Here is an 18,657-nt window from a genome sequence, read left to right on the forward strand (position 1 = left end):
CCAGCACCAATCTTGTATTAACTCAGCCTGTATACGGCTGGTATGGAAAGGATGCATGTAGACATGCAGCGAAAAATCAATCTTCTCCTGGTCCTGTTCAGCCTGATTGGCGGGGCAGTGGGCTTTGCGGCAGGAGAAATCATGCTGCGTCAATGGCTTGGGGAGATGCCACGTCTGTTGCTGATGGGATTATACTTTGGCGTACTGGCGCTGAGCGTTGGATTGTTCTGTTTGATCGCAGAGATGATCTCACCCAAGCTGAATGGCGCTTCATGGAAGCTCCGGTATCTGGGACTGTCGTGGAAATTGCTTGTTCCGGCAACACTGGCTCTGTTATTTGTTGTTGGACTCGCCCTGCAATTGTTGTATCAGATCAATCCGGGCGGTGTGAAGCAAGTGAAGGACATCGTACTGATGATCGATAACTCGGGCAGCATGAGCGAGACAGATCCGGATAACGGACGTTTTGAAGCCGCCAAGACACTAATCAGCCAAATGGAGAGTGACAAACAGGTAGCTGTCATTACGTTTGATGACCAACCGCAGTTGTTACAGCCGTTTATTGCGCTGGATAGTGAAGCGGCCAAGAATGAGGTTTATAGCAAAATCGATGGCATTGTCACGACTTCGGGCGGCACCAATTTTGATGCCGTGCTGCGGGAAGGCATGGAGCAGATTCAGGGCAAACAGGACCCGAAACGCGGTACCGTCGTCATCTTGTTATCCGATGGCTTCAGTGAAGCGGACACGACCGATATTTTGTCCCAATATAACAACGAACAGATCTCTATTAATACAGTCGGCCTAAGCCTGGTGGACCCATCAGGTACGGATCTGCTGCGTAATATTGCTCAGCAAACGGGCGGCATGTACTATGATGTACCAGATTCCGGTGGTCTGAATCTGGCATTCCAGCAGATCTACGATACGATAGATGAACGGACGCTGGTAACGGAGCGTACAGGCATGATGGAGCACAGCGTTTATCTGGCGATTTTCCGTGTAGCAGCAGTGCTACTGATTGGCGTGGCGCTGGGTGTGTCACTCGGACTCGTGTTTGATAACCGTCATCTCGCCCTCAGCTTTGGTATTGGTGGTGCGGTGTCGGGTCTACTGGCAGGGCTTCTGCTGGAGTGGGGACTCGACGGTTCGAACGTGGGGGATACATTCGTACGTCTTGGTGCGATGCTCATTTTGTCTGGCGTATTGACCCTCTTCTCCTGGATTGTTCCGATTAAGGAGAACACGCCGCGGAAGAGCAGGGGTCGTCGTGAAGCTGGCGGCGGAACTTCTTCTGCCGAAGGGTTTGGTCAGAGACCAAGAGATACACGCAGCAAAGGATTCTAACGTCGGGAGGTCAATGGAAATGCGGTTTACGGATGCAGACCCTTCGACACCCTTGATTCGAAAACTGACACTTGCGGTGGACGAAGGGCGTTGTACACTTCGCTGGCTCTGGCCGGAACGGGTAGAAGCTGTGTATGTGGAACGGCTGGAGCTGGATATGATGAGCGATGATCGTACCGGGGAAGAGCCTGCACAGGGCAAGCTGAAGCTGTACACGAGAGAGGAATATAAGGCGAGCAATGGTTACACAGATCGGATTACAGGTTTTGGTGCCATCAAGTACACCGTGTATGTGTGTCAGATGGAGGAAGAGGGACCTGTACTGATCCGTCAACGAGACGAGGACAACATGGTGATTGCAAGCGCAGGGAAGGCGGATATCCGCTTTTCCATTCGCTACAAGAGCGGTTTTTTTCAGAAACGAAAAAGTGTATTGATCACCGTCACAGCGGAAGTACCTGTTCCAAAGGAAGCCCTCTGTTATGTTCGCAAACAGGGCGGGGTTCCGCTGAATAAGGAAGATGGTACGGTGTATCCTTTTGTGAGTGATTTTGCTCCCGGAAGAAATGAGATGCCGCCCGTTGAAGTTGCCAAGGATGATTATGTGCGATTATTCTTCACGGATGGACCGAAATATGGAGCCGCCTATCGGCTTATATCAGACTAGATAGTTGGACTAGCGATTGGGAGGTTACTCTGTCATCGTAGTGCAAGTGTATATCACCTTAGTCTGACTGATCAGGGGAGGGGAGTGGCTATGAGCTTTTTTAGTCGGTTTTTGAAGAGACAACAGCCGGAGGAACGTCCGCTGTTTTACGATATTGTATGCCCTTATTGTTTCAGCAAGTTTTCACCGGAAGAGGTGGTGTTCCGCGCCGCCCATCACCGCGATGATGATGAGGACTACGCACTCGGGGAAGATGCGAAGTTGAATCGGTATCGCGAAAGGTTCGGACTCGACACGGTATTTGATATGGAGGCGGTATTGGCACCCCATGATGTACCGGAGGAACACCGTATTTATTCCGATAACATCGTGATGGGGCTGAACGATCGGTATGGTGTCGTTACGCGTCGCCGGTTGTGTCCGCAATGTCATAACGAGTTGCCTGTTACGGCGGGTAAAGCACCGAGCAATATCATATCCATCATTGGTGCATCCCAGGTAGGTAAATCCGTCTACATGACTTCATTAATTCATACATTGCAGCATTATACGGCCGATCATTTTGACGCGGCTTGCATGCCATTGAATGCGGAGATCAGCCGCCGGTTCCGTGCGGATTATGAAGAACCGTTGTTTGAACGGGGCGATCTGCTGGATTCCACACAAAAGGAAAAGTTGCAGGAGCCGTTTATCTTCCAGTTTGTGTTCAAGGACGAAGATAAAGCGCCGCTGACACTGGTGTTCTTTGACGTTGCGGGTGAAGGTATGGTGGAACAGGATTATCTCGGACTTCACGGGCAACACATCAAGAACTCGGCAGGTATCCTGTTCATGGTGGACCCGCTTCAGATTCGTTCGATTCGGGACAAAATCCGCATTAACCTGGGCAACGAGCCAGGAGAGTGGACACCACGATACGATGAGCCGCGTGACGTGGTACTGACGATGTTTGGAGATTTTATCGCATACCAGGACAAAGCCAAGACCAATATTCCAACGGCCGTTGTGCTCACCAAAAGCGACATGCTGCATTCCCTCAAGGATGAAGAGGGGGATTATATCAAATCCAACAGTAATGTCTTCCGCAACATGGTGCACCGCGATTGGTTCGACTTAACCGAGTTCGAGAATATCGACGGGGAGATCCGGCGTTTTATCGAGAAGGTGGATCGCCCATTCAAGGGCACGATGGATGTGTACTTCAAGGATACAGCCTATTTCGCAGTCTCTGCGCTGGGTAGCAATCCGGTGGATATGAAATTGCAGGGTGTGGTTAGCCCGATCCGCGTGGATGAACCTTTCCTGTGGCTCCTGTACAAGCTGAAGTACATTGAGGGGAGAGTGGGATGATGCGTTCTTCCGTAACCCCGCCCATTGAACAGCAGCTGTATACCCGGGAGCGGCGCGGGGTGTTTCGCACAACAGAGGGGTTTGATACGGTTGCGGCATCGCCGGGACTGGACCCTTCTTTTATTAAAAAAGTGCTTCACCCCTACTGTGTCTATGATGCTCCAGCGGAGCTAACAGGCCGTAGCGAGAAGGACGAGACGAAGTTTCCGGCCGCCATTCACCTGCTTCATCTGGAGAGTGGGGAGACAATCCTTGGGCAAAATGTGTACCAGTCTGCGGATTTCACCGGGCTGCGCAGTGCCTTTTTTGCACATAATTACGTCTTGTCTCCCGAACGCTCGGAAGAGCAGATGAAACAAGGCGGCTGGCTGGATGCCGTGTTCGCCACGTCCTATGACATCGAACAAGGTACAGTTCTGCCAGCACTTGCTGAATTGCCTATATCACCTAGGAGCGGACAGGGTGGGGCGACCGATGCTGGCGTAGGATCACCCACCCAAGTGCTGAGCACCTTGAAGATGAACGAAGTGCTGTTCAAGCGCCTGCTCTATGCGGTAATGCAGTCTGTAGCGACACGCAGAAAAGTATACATTGCTCTGGACCTTCCCGCAGAGGAAGTGACCGCAGGGGCCAAAGGATTGTTACGTTTGCTGTACACGGCTTTACCATACGCATTCCGGCGGCAGCTGGGATTCATGACGTTTGCCAAGGAGCCACAGGCCAAGAAGGGCATCCACGTCCAGTTTGTTGAGCGAGGGACGTTACGTCCGAAAGACCGGAATACGGAGAAGGATTTCACCTTTGATCTCGTATCAGGCAGAGTGACACATGCGGATGCATCTGTGGCGAAGTTACCTTATGCAGAATTCGCTTGGGCCTTATTGCAGGAACCTGCGGCGGCGGATGCGTTCTATACGTTTGCGGATGAAATGTTGTCCGGCATGGAACCTGGGCGGGAACTTTCCATTGAAGCCTATGGCGAACTTGCGGTGTTCTATGGTCTTGAACAAGGCATGGAAGACCTGTATCTGGATAACAAAAGTCATGTCCTGAGTGGCTTGCTGACCTATTTGAAGCCGGATGGTGGATTACAGCAACGTTCCCGTCTGAACGAGCTGTTCCTGACCTTGCTCAGCAGGGAACTGGACAGCGTGAAGCGTGAGAACGTACCCGAAGAAGACGTCGCAGCTCGCATTGGCGAATATTTCAGTGTTGCCACGCCCGTGGTGCAATCCCGGATTGTGGACTATTTTATCTACGGTGTGAATAATGCCCGCGCCCAGAAGCGTATGCGCGCTGTGCAGGAATTGTATGCTGTGCTGGATCGGGATCCGCAGCTGAATCGGGCTTTCTTTGATAAAGTGCTGGCCAATGAATCGCTCACTAAGCTGTTGTTCGAGCCTTATCTGGACAATCAGCTGAAACGCACGGAATCGGCAGCGAACGTTGTGGAAGTGATCCGAAGATGGGTAACGTCCCATCCATCTGCGATCCACTACAGCTTCTTGCAGGAGCGGACAGCCAATGAGCTGCGTGAACGGTTATGTTCTGCGCCTAATCCGGTACAGTCTGCGAATGAAGCGCTTCAGCGTGTTAGCATACTGGATCGAGTATCCGCTGATGTCACCTATGATACAGGCATTACGGCACGAATTGGTCAATTTGAAGCTACAGCCCGCCCTAATCGCAAAGAGGGATCTCCGTCTGCCAGTCAAGATCCGGCATATCAGGAGGAGTTAACCCGCCTTGCAGACAAGCTTGCTTATGTCATTAACCTGTTTATGATTCAGGATCTGGATCTGGAACGGGTTAACCGTGAACAGCTATTAAGCATTGATATTTTGCAACATGGCAATGAGGTTCGGGATTGGGCGGCACGTCAGGGTTCTGATGTATCTGCTCGAACGAACATGATGCTGGCTGCGAGAGTGTGGCTTAGTGGCGAGGGGAATGAAGAAGAGGCATTGGAGGCACTTTCCCTGGCAGAACGCAATGAACTTCAACGCTGGACGCGTCGCTGGCTTGCCGGAGAGCTGCAGGCTCATCCGGGGATTGCGGCATATGAAGCTTTGCCGATGGCTTTTTATCGGGGAGGAAGCGGCAGCAATCGGTTGGATTATCCTGGCCTGATTGAATTCATCCGCACCAATGCAAGTCGTGCTGAAGGGCTGTATCCATTCTTCGAATGGTCAGGAGATCATCGGATGTTTGTCCGGGGTTCCAATGCGCATAAAGGATATGCGGATGCCATCGTGGCGTATTTCAAAGCCCATGACCGTGAAGCTTTCAAGTCGAAGTCAGCTTTCAAACCGTATTATGTGAGAGCCAGCAAGACAATGAAGCCGGTCTATGACCGTGCGAAGACGGAATTGTCCTCTCCACTGGTGCGGATGCTAACGGGTAAAAGGAAAAATCTGTTCGGATTAATCCTCTTGATCCTGGTTCTGGGTATTGCTGGCGGTACATATGCATGGATGAAAGATTCTGTAGAGCCGCCAGCGGCATCCCCTCCATCTACCCAGGAGCCTGTCATACCGGCTGAACCGGAGGTGCAGCTCGCGGAGCAGATTGCTTATATGATTCCTGCGAGTGAACAGGAGGGTACGCAATCACCTGCTCAACTGGTGATCCGTTTCAGGAATGATACGGGAAGCACTGAGTTTGAGCAAGGCAAACTTCAATTGACGCTGAAGGATGATAGCACTCAGGAGTTGGATGCTACAGGTAAGTGGGAGAGCTTTAATCGGAATGAGGAGCCAGATAACCAAGTTCCTTCCGATGGTGGCTCAGGAAGTACTTCCGAAGGAAGCACGGATGGTTCTTCAGCGGGAAACATAGAGCAGACGGAGGATGGCGATCAGCAGGCCGATCCTTCAACATCGGGTGATTCCACTTCAGATCCTGCTACTGATACAACAACGGATGCGGGGACGAATGCATCGTCTAATGCTGCGAGTGGAGACACGGATCAAGGTACGGATGCAGATCAAGTTACTGGTTCCACATCGCCTGACACATCTGTATCCGATGAACAGGATGCGAACACTCCTGCACAGATGTCTATTGGAGCGGTGGATCGCCTCTATCCGTATGGATTGCAGATCGATCTTCCAGCGAATATGGATGCCGAGAGCATTGTCAGTGTGAAGAGTACGCAGGGCAGTATGACTGTAATCCAATTGATGCCGCAGCCGAAGCTGTAAGTTATTTTATATGAGCATGTTGCATAGATTCATAAAGTGTCTTTTGACCCAATAATGAAAAATGCTGACTTCATACCTTAACAAATGAGAGTATGTTAGATGACCTTGAACTTTAGATTTCAAGGTCATCTTTTTTTTATTTGATATGGCGGATATAGCAAACACATTAAAAAAACTCGCACATTCACAATTCAGACACAAAATTTGCGATTCAAGAGTTTGAAAAACAGTCAGAAGTGATAAAGTGCGCGGAATGAATGAGAAAAGATCTCATGTGTACTTGAGAAAAGAGCGGGATTTCTGCTACAGAAAGTCCAAATAAAGCACGAAAAGTGAAGAAAATTTGGTTTTTTATGTTGACAAATGATAATGATTATCAGTATCTTTAGTGTAGAAGATATTTGCGTCGGAAATCACAGAATTACAATTTCGTTTTTGTTGTCATAGCCGGATTACATAACCGGGATAAATGAGAGAGGGATGATCGCATGTTTCGTCTGGAGACGACCAAGCTGGATATCGCTTATGAGGAAAGACTAATTGTAGAGGATCTGAATATTCAGATTCCCCAAGGAAAAATTACAGCACTTGTTGGAGCCAATGGTTCAGGGAAGTCAACCATCCTGAAAACGATGGCACGCATTATGGCTCCAAAAGCAGGTAATGTATTGCTCGACGGGAAGTCCATCCATAAACAGTCCACGCGTGAAGTTGCCAAGCAACTTGCGATTTTGCCACAGAATCCAACAGCCCCTGAAGGTCTTACCGTTACTGAATTGGTATCGTATGGTCGCTTTCCTTATCAAAAAGGATTTGGCTCCATGCGTGCGGAAGACAAACGTATGATTGAATGGGCTATCGAAGTGACAGCCATGACTGAATTCCATGATCGTCCGATTGATCAACTGTCCGGTGGACAGCGTCAACGTGCCTGGATTGCCATGGCACTTGCACAAGAAACAGATATCCTTTTCCTGGACGAGCCGACTACGTTCCTGGATATGGCTCACCAGCTCGAAGTATTGCAATTACTGGAGCAACTGAATGCCACAGCCAACCGTACCATTGTTATGGTTGTGCATGACTTGAATCATGCTTCCCGCTACGCACATCACATGATTGGTATCAAAAAAGGTAAAGCCATCGCTCATGGCTCACCTGTGGAAGTTATGAACTCAGATGTACTTCGTGAAGTATTCAACATTGAAGCAGATATCGTGATTGATCCGCGTTCCGGTGTACCGCTCTGCTTGCCTTACGCTCTTGCAGGCGAACGCCAGCAATCGAAGACGCCAGAGCAGCTGGTCATGAACAGTGCGATGGTTCATGCTGGAGGACGGGCAGAACCACGTGTTCAAGCGACAGGAAGTTAATAAATTGGGCCATATGTGGTCCTTACATTATAGAATGAAGCCGCTGTGCGCTATTGCACGCGGCTCTTTGGCATTCATGGGGAATTTGCAACTCATGGGAGCAAAGGGGACGGGTAGACCCGGGATTTGGTAATCGCATTGGATCAGGTTTATAATAATAGGACAGGCTGTGGGTTCATTGGTTATGCCAACGTGCTCGCAACAGCCCAAACCAACTTATGTCATGGGAGGAATCAGTCATGTCCGTATATTCATATCAGGCGGTAACCACCGCGAACCAAGAAGTCTCACTGGATCTGTATCAAGGTAAGGTATTGGTCATTGCCAATACAGCCAGCAAGTGTGGGCTGACCCCGCAATACGGTGAATTGCAAAAGCTTTATGATCGTTATCGTGATCAAGGCTTGGTTGTACTGGGTTTCCCTTGTAACCAGTTTGGAGGGCAGGAGCCAGGTACAAGTGAGGAAGCGGAATCATTTTGCCAGATTAACTATGGTGTGAATTTCCCGGTGTTTGCCAAGGTAGATGTGAATGGTGAGGACACTCATCCCCTGTTCCAATACCTGAAGGAGCAACAACCTGGCGTAGGTGAAACAAGCGACATCCAATGGAACTTCACCAAGTTCCTTGTTAACCGTGAAGGTGAAGTGGTAGGTCGTGTTGAACCGAAAGAATCTCCGGAGACAATGATTGCAGATATCGAGAAATTGCTCGGTTAATACATGAACGTTTGAGAAGCCTGTCCTTGCATAAACAAGGATAGGCTTCTTTGATTATTTTATATACGTTGCTTTTTCTCTTCACAGGTAGGAGTTGGATCTTGAAATCAACCCTGTATTGAAATTTGAAGTATTTAATTTTGTATAAGTCAAACATGAAGGCAGGAGACGCCTCTAACTTTATACGTCCACACTGTGTTCATACAGGGATCACGGAAGCCATTACATAGCATAAACCCGCCCAAATCCGGGGACAATGAAATCAATACAATGAAGGGAAGAAAGGCTTAAATACAGGGAAATGACCTCCTTCGACAAACTTTTTTTGCTCAACCTATTGCAATGTGAAAAATATCACATTATAATGAGTGTATAAAGTGAAATAAATCACATACACAGTTTCGAACAAGAAGTGAAATGTTTCACAACCATAACAACCTTATATTCAAACTCATTTATATATTTCGAGGAGGAACTTTTAATGAAAATCGCAGTTATCGGATGTACACACGCAGGAACCGCAGCCATCGTAAATACCGCCAAATTGTACCCGGATGCTACCATCACTGTGTATGAGCGCAATGACAATATCTCCTTCCTATCTTGTGGCATTGCGCTCTACGTAGGTGGGGTTGTGAAAGACCCTGACGGTTTGTTCTATTCTTCGCCTAATCAACTGGCAGAGCTTGGTGTTGAAACCAAGATGCTTCATGAAGTAACAGCAGTAGATGCCAAGGGCCATACCCTTCAGGCTAAAAACCTGCAAACCGGGGAAGAATTTGAAGATACGTTTGACAAACTGATCGTGACAACGGGGTCATGGCCTGTCGTTCCGAAGCTTGAAGGCATCGAGATGGACAACATTTTACTTTGCAAAAACTACAATCATTCCAACACGATTATTGAAAAAGCCAAAGATGCCAAACGTGTTACCGTTGTAGGTGCAGGATATATCGGCGTAGAACTGGTTGAGGCTTTCCAGATGAACGGCAAGGAAGTTACCCTGATCGACAGTGTGGACCGTATTTTGAACAAATACTTGGACCCTGAATTCACGGATGCGATTGAAGATACGTTGACTGGACGCGGCATCAAGCTGGCTCTTGGTCAAACGGTACAGAAGTTTACTGGTGAAGATGGCAAAGTAACTAAGGTGATCACGTCCAAAGGAGAGTTCGAAACCGATCTGGTTATTCTGTGCATTGGTTTCCGTCCAAATACAGAGCTGCTCAAAGGCCAAGTGGATATGCTGCCAATCGGCGCAATCATCGTGGATAAATATATGCAAACGAGTCAAAAAGACGTCTTCGCTGCGGGTGACAGCTGTGCTATTCATTACAACCCAACAGGCAAAGCAGCGTACATTCCACTGGCAACCAACGCCGTGCGGATGGGTACACTTGTAGCCCGTAACCTAGTTCGTCCTACAACACCGTATATGGGTACACAAGGCACATCGGGTATCAAAATTTATGAGCAAAATATCGCGGGTACAGGGATGACGGAAATGTCTGCTGCTGACGAAGGCCTGATTGTTGAATCTGTCGTACTGGAAGACAGCTACCGTCCGGAGTTTATGCCAACGGCTGAGAAACTGTTGCTTAAAGTGGTATATGAGCAGGCTACTCGTCGAATTGTCGGAGCACAGGTGATGTCTCAGGTTGATCTGACCCAATCGATTAATACGATCTCGGTCTGCATCCAAAACAACATGACCGTAGATGAGCTGGCCTTCATCGACTTTTTCTTCCAGCCACATTACAACAAACCGTGGAACTTCCTGAACACGGCGGGTCTGCAAGCACTGCCTCCAATTGAAGTAAAAGCACCAGCAATGGTGTAAGGAAGCAGAATAGATGGTTTAACAGCGATCTTGATAAACGCCATACAAAGATAAGTCATGCTTGTCCGTAAATAAGAGGTGTACGATAACTGCCAAGATTACGAAACAAGGCGGACGATTATAAAGGAAAGAGAAGACTGGCGAGTATATCGTCAGTCTTCTTTTTTGTTGTTTTAGCTACAAAAGGCCTTACTACACTCTTGCTGTCATAACTATTCCAAGACACTCTTAAAGTATCTTTTTAAGTAACATTGTGATAATTTGCACAAAGTTATGTTTAGGACCGAGATACAATTAGGATGTGGTATTCAACGCATAACTAATGAATTTCAGATGGTTTTATCCAATGATGAACAATGAAGGAGAGGATGAATGATATGGCAGCAAAAACACCTCTTGAGGTTGCACAATATACGGCGCAAACAGGCAAGAAGAAGGCTCAATATCCGGTGTCTTCTGTACTGGTGCTTAGTTTTCTGGCAGGGGCTTTTATTGCGCTGGGTTTTCTATTGGATATTCGGGTAATTGCTTCTGCGCCAGCAGAGTGGGGGAGTCTGGTCAATCTGATTGGAGCAGCAGTGTTCCCGGTTGGATTAATCTTGGTACTCATAGGTGGTGGCGAGCTGCTGACGGGCAACATGATGGCAGTTCCACTTGCAACGATTGCACGAAAATTATCTGTGGGTAGTATGTTGAAAAATCTAACCTTAGTGACGATTGGTAATTTTGTTGGAGCTTTGTTTGTCGCGTACGCGTTTGGACATGTGCTTGGTCTGACCGGAGAGGGTGTATATCTGGCAAAAGTGGTGGATATGGCTGGGCATAAGCTGCATGACGGCTTCCTGCAAGCTTTCATCTCTGGCATCGGCTGTAACTGGCTGGTCGCGCTGGCCGTGTGGTTATCTTATGCATCCGATACGATGAGTGGCAAAGTACTGGGCATTTGGTTTCCAACGATGGCATTTGTGGCGATTGGATTCCAGCACGTTGTGGCCAATATGTTCCTCATCCCGGCGGCAATTTTCGAAGGACATTATTCGTGGGGTCAATATGTGATGAATTTCATTCCGGTATGGCTCGGGAATCTGACTGGTGGTGCTCTGTTTGTAGCTGCAGCCTATTGGGTGGTGTACCTGCGCCAAGCCGAGCCAAAAGTGAAACCAGAGATGGCGACGTCGATCGAACCTATGGAGACGGAGGCTAGAGTAATGTTGAGCAAACAAGCATAGAGGGCACAGCGAGGTATGGATACACGTATATTAGAAGTGAAGACGATTCTGATCTTGCTCGGTTCATGGCGAATATGCTGTGATGGAGCAGGGTGGGATCGTTTTTTTGTATGGGGTTCTTGTTGGAGTTTAACGCAAAATAAATTCGCCATGACAAGGTTCGGGGGAACGAAACCTGTTCATGGCGAATTTCGGGAGTGGTCCATGATATGGCATGAGGAGGAAGTGGGGAAACACTAGCCTAATGCCTTATTTTTAATTTACCCCTGAATTCTGAAGTTGAATCAAACTCAAAAACATTTTTTTGAAAATAATTTAAAGCCGCCATAGCGGCGAATATGAAGCAAAAACATACTGTTCTCTTTGCGCGATAACCTCGAAGAAGATATGATATAGGGATAGCTTTTAAAGAGGGGAGCCTTACGATGATCGATCAGGAGAATGGTGTATTTGCGGCGGTGTGCCCGCTCGACTGTCCGGACACTTGTGGTCTGTTATTACATAAAGAGAACGGCAAAATTGTGAAGGTGGCAGGCAATCCGGATCATCCGATCACCAAGGGTGCCATTTGTAATAAAGTCAGAAATATGACCGAGCGGGTATATCACCCCGAGCGTCTACAATATCCGATGAAACGTGTAGGAGCCAAAGGTGAAGGCAAGTTTGAACGAATCAGTTGGGATGAAGCGATTCGTGAGATTACGACCAAATTCACTGCATTGTCCGAAACCTACGGCCCGGAGAGCATCCTGCCCTACAGCTTTTACGGTAACATGGGTATTCTCGGCGTAGACGGCATGGATCGGCGTTTCTTCAATGCGCTTGGTGCGAGTGTACTGGAGCAGACGATCTGTAACTCCGCTGGAAATACCGGCTGGAAATATACGATGGGCGCCAATCGGGGAACAGTGCCGGAAGATACGGAGCATGCAGATCTCATCCTGGTGTGGGGTGGCAATATCGTCAGTACCAATATGCATCAGGTCGTTTTGGCTGAGAAAGCACGCAAGAAAGGCGCCAAGATCGTCGTAATCGATGTTCATCGCAATCGCACGGCCCAATGGGGCGACTGGTTTATTCCGCTGTTTCCGGGCACGGACAGTGCACTGGCGCTAGGATTAATGCATGTGTTGTTCGAACGGGGACTAACGGATGAAGCGTTTATGCAAAAGTATACGATAGGTCATGAGGCACTACGTGATCATGTCCGCAGTTACACCCCTGAACGTGTTGCACGCATTACGGGCGTGCCGGAGGAAACCATTGTGGAGCTGGCCGAACTATACGGCAACGCACAAGCAGCTCATATTCACATCGGCAATGGCCTCCAGCACCATGATAATGGGGGGATGAACGTGCGTAGCGTTGCATGTCTGCCTGCCATTACAGGGCAGTGGCTGAAGCAAGGCGGCGGTGCCGTTCGCACTAACAGCTACGCGAGCACAAATAGCGACGCGCTCGAACGTCCGGAGCTGCGGCAGAATCCGGAGCCGCGAGTGGTAAACATGAACCGGATTGGTGAAGCGTTGCTGGAAGCAGCGCAGCCAATCCGAGCGATGATGGTTTACTGCAGCAATCCACTGGTGGTGGCACCGGATACCGAGCGGGTGGAGCGAGGTTTTGCACGGGAGGATCTGTTCACGGTTGTGCATGATCTGTTCATGACGGATACGGCGAAGTATGCAGATATCGTATTGCCAGCCACATCTTCATTTGAAGCGACGGACCTGTACACCTCTTATTGGCATCAGTACGTTCATCTGCAAGAGCCGGTGATTGCACCGATTGGGGAGAGCAAGAGCAATGTGGAACTGTTCTCACTGCTTGGGCAGGCTATGGGGTACGATCCTGCAATCTTCGGAGAAACACCGGAACAGATGATTGAGAACGCACTTCAGGGCACAGGCAACCCCTACATGAATGGGGTCACGTTGGAAGGACTGAAGGAACATCGATTCGTGAAGCTGGATATGACGCCATATGCTGCATATCTGGATCAGCTGCCCACACCTTCAGGCAAAATTGAATTGTATTCCGAGACGATGGAACAGAGAGGGCTTCCGCCGCTCCCTACCTATAGTGCTCTGGTTGAAGGATACGATGGGGAGAATCCGGCTGGACCTGCCGATACGTATCCATTGATGTTCCTGTCGCCGCCAAACCATAATTTCCTGAACTCCACCTTTGGTAATTCAGCCAAACATCAGCGTTTGGAAAAGATGCCTCTATTGCAGATACACCCCGAGGACGCCATCCGTAGAAACCTAGAGGATGGAGATGCAGTGGTCGTATGGAATGATCGTGGGCGCATTGAACTTACCGCCAAGGTGAGTGAAGCCATGCTGCCGGGAACAGTGATTAGCCAAGGCTTATGGTGGGATGGTGACGGCAAGAAGCAGCGGGCGAATTCACTGACGTCCAATCGGTTGTCGGACATGGGGAACGGGGCTACCTTCTTCTCGGCCACTGTTGAAGTGAAGCGTCAATGAGTGTGCTTGCGGCGTGATTTTTTTGAGGTAAGATGAACAAAGGCTAGAATTTGAGCAGGATTAAAGAGCAATTGATGTAACACTTCATAAAACCTTCGCTCTGGCTGGTTATGGTTATGCCGTCAGGGCAAAGGTCTATTTTTTATGGCCATTTGTATGTGCAGAGGTACTAAGGAGAATGAACTAGAGATGATGAGATGGCTGGATAACTATCCAAAAGAAGTGAGAATATTTTTATTAGCAAGTCTGGTTAACGCAACCGGCAGTGCACTGATGTGGCCGCTGACCACCATGTATGTATTTGATGAACTTGGACGGACGATGGCCAACGCGGGTTTTGTAATCCTCATTCAGTCACTGGGTGGCATCTTTGGACAATTGCTTGGTGGTTCGTTGTACCATCGGGTGGGCGTGAAGAAGCTGATCATTGGTTCACTGGCGCTTAATGCGTTAGGTTTGTTTGCGTTGCCGTGGATTAGTGCGTATTGGGTCGTATTTATATGTGCCATGGGCTGGATTGGGCTGTTCAGTTCATTGTCGCTACCAGCGATTCAAGCCTTTATTGGCTTCCGGTTTGCGGAGCGACGCGGTGAATTATTCAATATTATCTATGTGGCGAACAATATCGGGGTGGCGATTGGTACGGCGTTGAGCGGTTTTCTGGCTGACTTTTCCTATCACCTCAGCTTTGTACTGAACGGGGTGACCTCAGCCGGATTTGCAATTTTCTTCTGGTATTATCTGTCGCGGGTTGAACCGGATCAGGGGGAAGTACATCTGACCAAACGGAAAACCGTCCCCGATGGGCCGGGCGTCTGGGCATTGCTGGGGAATACCCGACTATATCTGTTTATGAGCTTGGGCGTACTCTTCCTGTTATTCGGCAACTCCATCTGGAACACAGGTGTTTCCCCGTATATCATCTCTGAGGGTATGGAAAAAAGAATGTACGGTCTGCTCTGGACCCTGAACGGGGTGCTGATCTTTGTGGGCCAACCTTTTACCAGCTGGGTGAAACGGACCATGGCCCGTACCTCCACTGCCCAGATGACGGCGAGTGCGGTATTCTATGGCATGGCATACATTGTGATGATTACCATGTACAGCTATCCGGGCATGGTGCTCGCAATGGTATTGGCCACGTTTGGAGAGATGTTGATCTCCCCTGCAACGCCTGCATTTATCTCGGAGCATGCGGGCAGGGCGGCACCTTTTTACATCGGGATATCGGGTGGGATCGGTGCGGTTGGACGGGTTATCGGGCCCTATGCGATGGGGGTCATGTATGACAAACAGGGACTTATTCCGGTAGCGTGGCTGGCAACAGGCACAGCGGCGATTGCGGTACTTGGTTTTGTGTTGCATGCGGTGTTGAACCGTAATCGTGAAGTGAAGGAGTATGGAATGGACGCCTAACAGATCTCATCGGGTTGGATAGGATGCGGAAGGAAGAACGAGTTGAAGTGGACGGCAAATCCACTGTAAACTGTCTGTTCATCCGTAAATTATGGTTGACAAAAAAATGTATTTATGCTATAATTTACATATAAAAATATTCCGTATATAATAAGATTCTCCTGGCCAGGGGAATCTTATTTTTGTTTGTACGGGAGGAATAAGTATGAAGCAAAATGAATCCAGTATCACATCATTGATTTCGACTTTTGGCCGAGCCTATCACAGCCAACATGACACACCCCTCATTTTCGATGATTTTATGGCGAAATTGCTGATCTCTCCTCAAGAGTTTTCAGATATCAGCAATAACATGGTTAGAGGCATTCATTTTTTCAACCCGGATATGGCTCACGAGCTCAAGGACGACCCGGAAAAGGTTCTAAAATGGATTACCCAGGTACAGTTATCTCCAATAACTCTGGCTCGGGCCGCTTACTGTGAGCATGTACTTTTGCATGAAGTCGCGTTGGGATTGAAGCAGGTAGTCATTCTTGGCGCCGGGATGGATACGTTTGCTTTGAGGCATCCGGAATTGGAGGACACGCTGGATATCATTGAAGTGGATTATCCGGCTACACAGCAATTCAAGAAAGAGCGGCTGAATCAGGCCGAGCTGACTATTCCGGACAATCTTCACTTTGTACCCATGGATTTTACGCGTGAGCTTTCGAATGACAGCTTGACTATTGAAGGTTTGAAGAAACGGAAGACGTTGGCTAGTCTCTTGGGTGTTTCGTATTATTTGCCCCAAAATGATCTGTTTAACGTGATTCGTCATGTGTTTGCGAACCTGCCAACCGGAAGCTCTATAGTTCTGGATTATGCAGATGAGCATCTTTTTGAGGAAAAAGGAATGTTTAATCGGGTTGAAAATATGGTTAAATTGGCTGCAATGGGTGGTGAGCCCATGCAATCCGGCTATGCATATGTGGAGATGGAGGCCTTGCTTGATGAAGCAGGGCTACTTATTTATGAGCATCTGACTCCCGAGGCGATTCAGGAACAGTTTTTCCAGGATCGAATCGATCATCTAAGGGCATTTGAAACGATACATTTCATTCACGCAGTAAAAAAATAAATCGATCCGGGCATGTAAGTCACCTATATAGCCCGCATTTGCATAGTAGCGGCAAACCTTCACCCTGTGGCAGGGTGAAGGTTGTTTGGTTTGATCAAAGGAACAGCACAAACCATGATTCTGTAGCCAATAACATCACACGTGATACAAATGTTCAACAATCAGACTTGTTAGTGTGCAATTCCATGTCATTCAATGTCCTCCCCTCTATTTGTGCATAATGCCCATATAATAGAATGGAACTGGTTAAAGGCAGGAGGATGCATACGATGTACAAGGTTTTGCTGGTTGATGATGAATTTATGATCTCGGACGGGATCTCCAGTGTGGTGAACTGGTCCAGATTAGGAACAGAACTGATCGGCATTGCTCAAGATGGATTGGAAGCGCTTGCTTCAATTGAGCGGCAACGCCCGGATATCATCATCTCGGACATCCGCATGCCGGGAATGGATGGGTTACAGCTGGTTGAAGCTGTGGCAGAGAAGTATCAGCATATCTCGTTTATCATGCTCACGGGTTTTACGGAGTTCGAATATGCGAAAACGGCCATGCAGTATGGGGTGAAGCACTATTTGCTTAAGCCCTGCAGCGAGGAGCATCTTGTACAGGCTATCAGTGAATTGGTCAGTGAGAAGCGAGAGTTAACCGATCAGGAGCGTTTTGTGCAGTCGATCCAATATAATCTGGAGCGAGTACTGCCACATGCCAAGGAATATTTTCTGAAAGAGCTAGTCACGAACAGAACATACGGGGTCAAGGAATGGAAGTATTTCGAGGAATTATTCGATGTACAGTTTCAGGATCAGCGTGTGCGGTTGCTGCTGGTAGAGATTGAGGGGGATCATGAGTATTTGCACTTGTTCGCGGTGAAGAACATTGCCGAAGATATTTTTCACAATCCAATATTAAGTGCCACGGTTGGAAGGCATGTGCTACTAATCATGGAGGACAAGTTGTCTGAAACGCAGTTGTTCCATAATATCGATGAGATTCGCGCCACATTTACCCGATATTATCATGATGATCTCACGATAGCGCTAAGCGAGCCAGGAGACCTCTCGCAGGCACGCCATTTGTACATGCAGACGCTGGTTTATCTCAATTACCGCTTTTACCTCGGTGAGGGCAGTCTCATTATGGAACGGGATATTTACTCTCCCGGAGAACGCATTCTTCCTGAATTCGAATACGATCCGGAGCGGATGGTTACTGCAATCAAGGCGGGACACTGGAAGGAAGTGGGATCAGAGCTGAACCGGATGTTTCAGCTGCTTGCCAGCTTGCGATACGATATATCCCAAACGAAGTCCTATCTTATTCAGATGTTTATGGAGATGATTCGACTCAGTGGTTCTGCCGAGATGAAAAGGTATATGGACCAGTTGCCAGGCATGATTGAATCCAGCACCCTGCATTCTTTTCAACAGTTTCTGCTTGCCGTTGCCAAAGAAATCACCTTGCGCCGCTATGATCAACATCGCTCCAGACAATCGCAGATGGTAGGCAGTGTGAAACAGTTGGTAGAGAAACGCTACAAGGACGAGACATTAACACTCCAGTCCATCGCTGGGGAAATATACATGAATCCAGACTACATCGGCAAAATGTTCAAAAAAGAAACTGGTGAGAAATTTACGAACTATGTGTTAAGCTACCGCATCCGTAAAGCGTTGGAGCTTCTGGAGCAGGACGGGAACTGCACTGTATCCTCGCTTGCCGAACAGACAGGCTTTGGTGCCAACTGGCCGTATTTCAGCAAAATGTTCAAGAAATACACGGGATTCTCCCCTTCCGAGTATAAAAAAGTACCCTAAGACAGCGTTGCTGTCGCTTCTACATAGCTAATCTTTATATCCGATCTACATCTAATCTGTGATCGGGCCCTGTACGCCATTCAT

General features: G+C 48.3%; 12 protein-coding genes. All 12 read left to right on the forward strand.

What is annotated here, in order from left to right; translation table 11 throughout:
- Window positions 1–63 precede the first annotated feature (63 nt).
- Window positions 64–1,347, forward strand: coding sequence for a vWA domain-containing protein (locus MHI01_RS21110; protein WP_017691845.1), 1,284 nt, complete (start codon window positions 64–66; stop codon window positions 1,345–1,347).
- Between the two features lie 19 nt (window positions 1,348–1,366).
- Entirely contained in the window at window positions 1,367–2,014 is a 648-nt protein-coding gene (locus MHI01_RS21115; protein WP_076209731.1) for a beta-mannanase, read from the forward strand.
- Window positions 2,015–2,104: 90 nt separating this feature from the next.
- On the forward strand, window positions 2,105–3,364 hold the full coding sequence (locus MHI01_RS21120) for a TRAFAC clade GTPase domain-containing protein (RefSeq protein WP_024632789.1): 1,260 nt from the start codon (window positions 2,105–2,107) through the stop codon (window positions 3,362–3,364).
- Window positions 3,361–6,567 (forward strand): GAP1-N2 domain-containing protein, encoded by a 3,207-nt coding sequence (locus tag MHI01_RS21125; protein ID WP_340984050.1) that lies wholly within the window; start codon window positions 3,361–3,363, stop codon window positions 6,565–6,567. Before MHI01_RS21120 ends, MHI01_RS21125 begins: the two co-directional genes overlap by 4 nt.
- A gap of 488 nt (window positions 6,568–7,055) precedes the next feature.
- Window positions 7,056–7,940 (forward strand): ABC transporter ATP-binding protein, encoded by an 885-nt coding sequence (locus MHI01_RS21130; protein ID WP_036612750.1) that lies wholly within the window; start codon window positions 7,056–7,058, stop codon window positions 7,938–7,940.
- A 239-nt stretch (window positions 7,941–8,179) separates the two neighbouring features.
- A complete protein-coding gene (locus tag MHI01_RS21135) occupies window positions 8,180–8,659 on the forward strand; it encodes a glutathione peroxidase (RefSeq protein ID WP_047840764.1) in 480 nt (159 codons plus the stop codon).
- A gap of 481 nt (window positions 8,660–9,140) precedes the next feature.
- Complete coding sequence (locus MHI01_RS21140) at window positions 9,141–10,502, forward strand: FAD-dependent oxidoreductase (RefSeq protein WP_340984052.1); 1,362 nt, start codon at window positions 9,141–9,143, stop codon at window positions 10,500–10,502.
- Between the two features lie 377 nt (window positions 10,503–10,879).
- Window positions 10,880–11,731 (forward strand): formate/nitrite transporter family protein, encoded by an 852-nt coding sequence (locus MHI01_RS21145; protein ID WP_036667815.1) that lies wholly within the window; start codon window positions 10,880–10,882, stop codon window positions 11,729–11,731.
- A 425-nt stretch (window positions 11,732–12,156) separates the two neighbouring features.
- Window positions 12,157–14,220, forward strand: coding sequence for a molybdopterin-containing oxidoreductase family protein (locus MHI01_RS21150; RefSeq protein WP_127548930.1), 2,064 nt, complete (start codon window positions 12,157–12,159; stop codon window positions 14,218–14,220).
- 192 nt (window positions 14,221–14,412) lie between these two features.
- Entirely contained in the window at window positions 14,413–15,636 is a 1,224-nt protein-coding gene (locus tag MHI01_RS21155) for an MFS transporter (RefSeq protein ID WP_026081431.1), read from the forward strand.
- A 205-nt stretch (window positions 15,637–15,841) separates the two neighbouring features.
- Window positions 15,842–16,756, forward strand: coding sequence for a class I SAM-dependent methyltransferase (locus tag MHI01_RS21160; RefSeq protein WP_127548932.1), 915 nt, complete (start codon window positions 15,842–15,844; stop codon window positions 16,754–16,756).
- 269 nt (window positions 16,757–17,025) lie between these two features.
- Window positions 17,026–18,573 carry a response regulator gene (locus MHI01_RS21165; RefSeq protein WP_127548935.1) on the forward strand — a complete coding sequence of 516 codons (1,548 nt, stop codon included), beginning with the start codon at window positions 17,026–17,028 and terminating at the stop codon, window positions 18,571–18,573.
- Window positions 18,574–18,657: the final 84 nt, after the last annotated feature.

Source organism: Paenibacillus sp. FSL M7-0656, from assembly GCF_038003225.1.
Taxonomy (GTDB): Bacteria; Bacillota; Bacilli; order Paenibacillales; family Paenibacillaceae; genus Paenibacillus; species Paenibacillus amylolyticus.

Coding starts and splice junctions, on each gene's coding strand:
- MHI01_RS21140 (WP_340984052.1), top strand. CDS start 9,141: ATGAAAATCGCAGTTATCGGATGTACACACGCAGGAACCGCAGCCATC.
- MHI01_RS21125 (WP_340984050.1), top strand. CDS start 3,361: ATGATGCGTTCTTCCGTAACCCCGCCCATTGAACAGCAGCTGTATACC.
- MHI01_RS21115 (WP_076209731.1), top strand. CDS start 1,367: ATGCGGTTTACGGATGCAGACCCTTCGACACCCTTGATTCGAAAACTG.
- MHI01_RS21165 (WP_127548935.1), top strand. CDS start 17,026: ATGTACAAGGTTTTGCTGGTTGATGATGAATTTATGATCTCGGACGGG.
- MHI01_RS21130 (WP_036612750.1), top strand. CDS start 7,056: ATGTTTCGTCTGGAGACGACCAAGCTGGATATCGCTTATGAGGAAAGA.
- MHI01_RS21120 (WP_024632789.1), top strand. CDS start 2,105: ATGAGCTTTTTTAGTCGGTTTTTGAAGAGACAACAGCCGGAGGAACGT.
- MHI01_RS21135 (WP_047840764.1), top strand. CDS start 8,180: ATGTCCGTATATTCATATCAGGCGGTAACCACCGCGAACCAAGAAGTC.
- MHI01_RS21110 (WP_017691845.1), top strand. CDS start 64: ATGCAGCGAAAAATCAATCTTCTCCTGGTCCTGTTCAGCCTGATTGGC.
- MHI01_RS21150 (WP_127548930.1), top strand. CDS start 12,157: ATGATCGATCAGGAGAATGGTGTATTTGCGGCGGTGTGCCCGCTCGAC.
- MHI01_RS21155 (WP_026081431.1), top strand. CDS start 14,413: ATGAGATGGCTGGATAACTATCCAAAAGAAGTGAGAATATTTTTATTA.
- MHI01_RS21160 (WP_127548932.1), top strand. CDS start 15,842: ATGAAGCAAAATGAATCCAGTATCACATCATTGATTTCGACTTTTGGC.
- MHI01_RS21145 (WP_036667815.1), top strand. CDS start 10,880: ATGGCAGCAAAAACACCTCTTGAGGTTGCACAATATACGGCGCAAACA.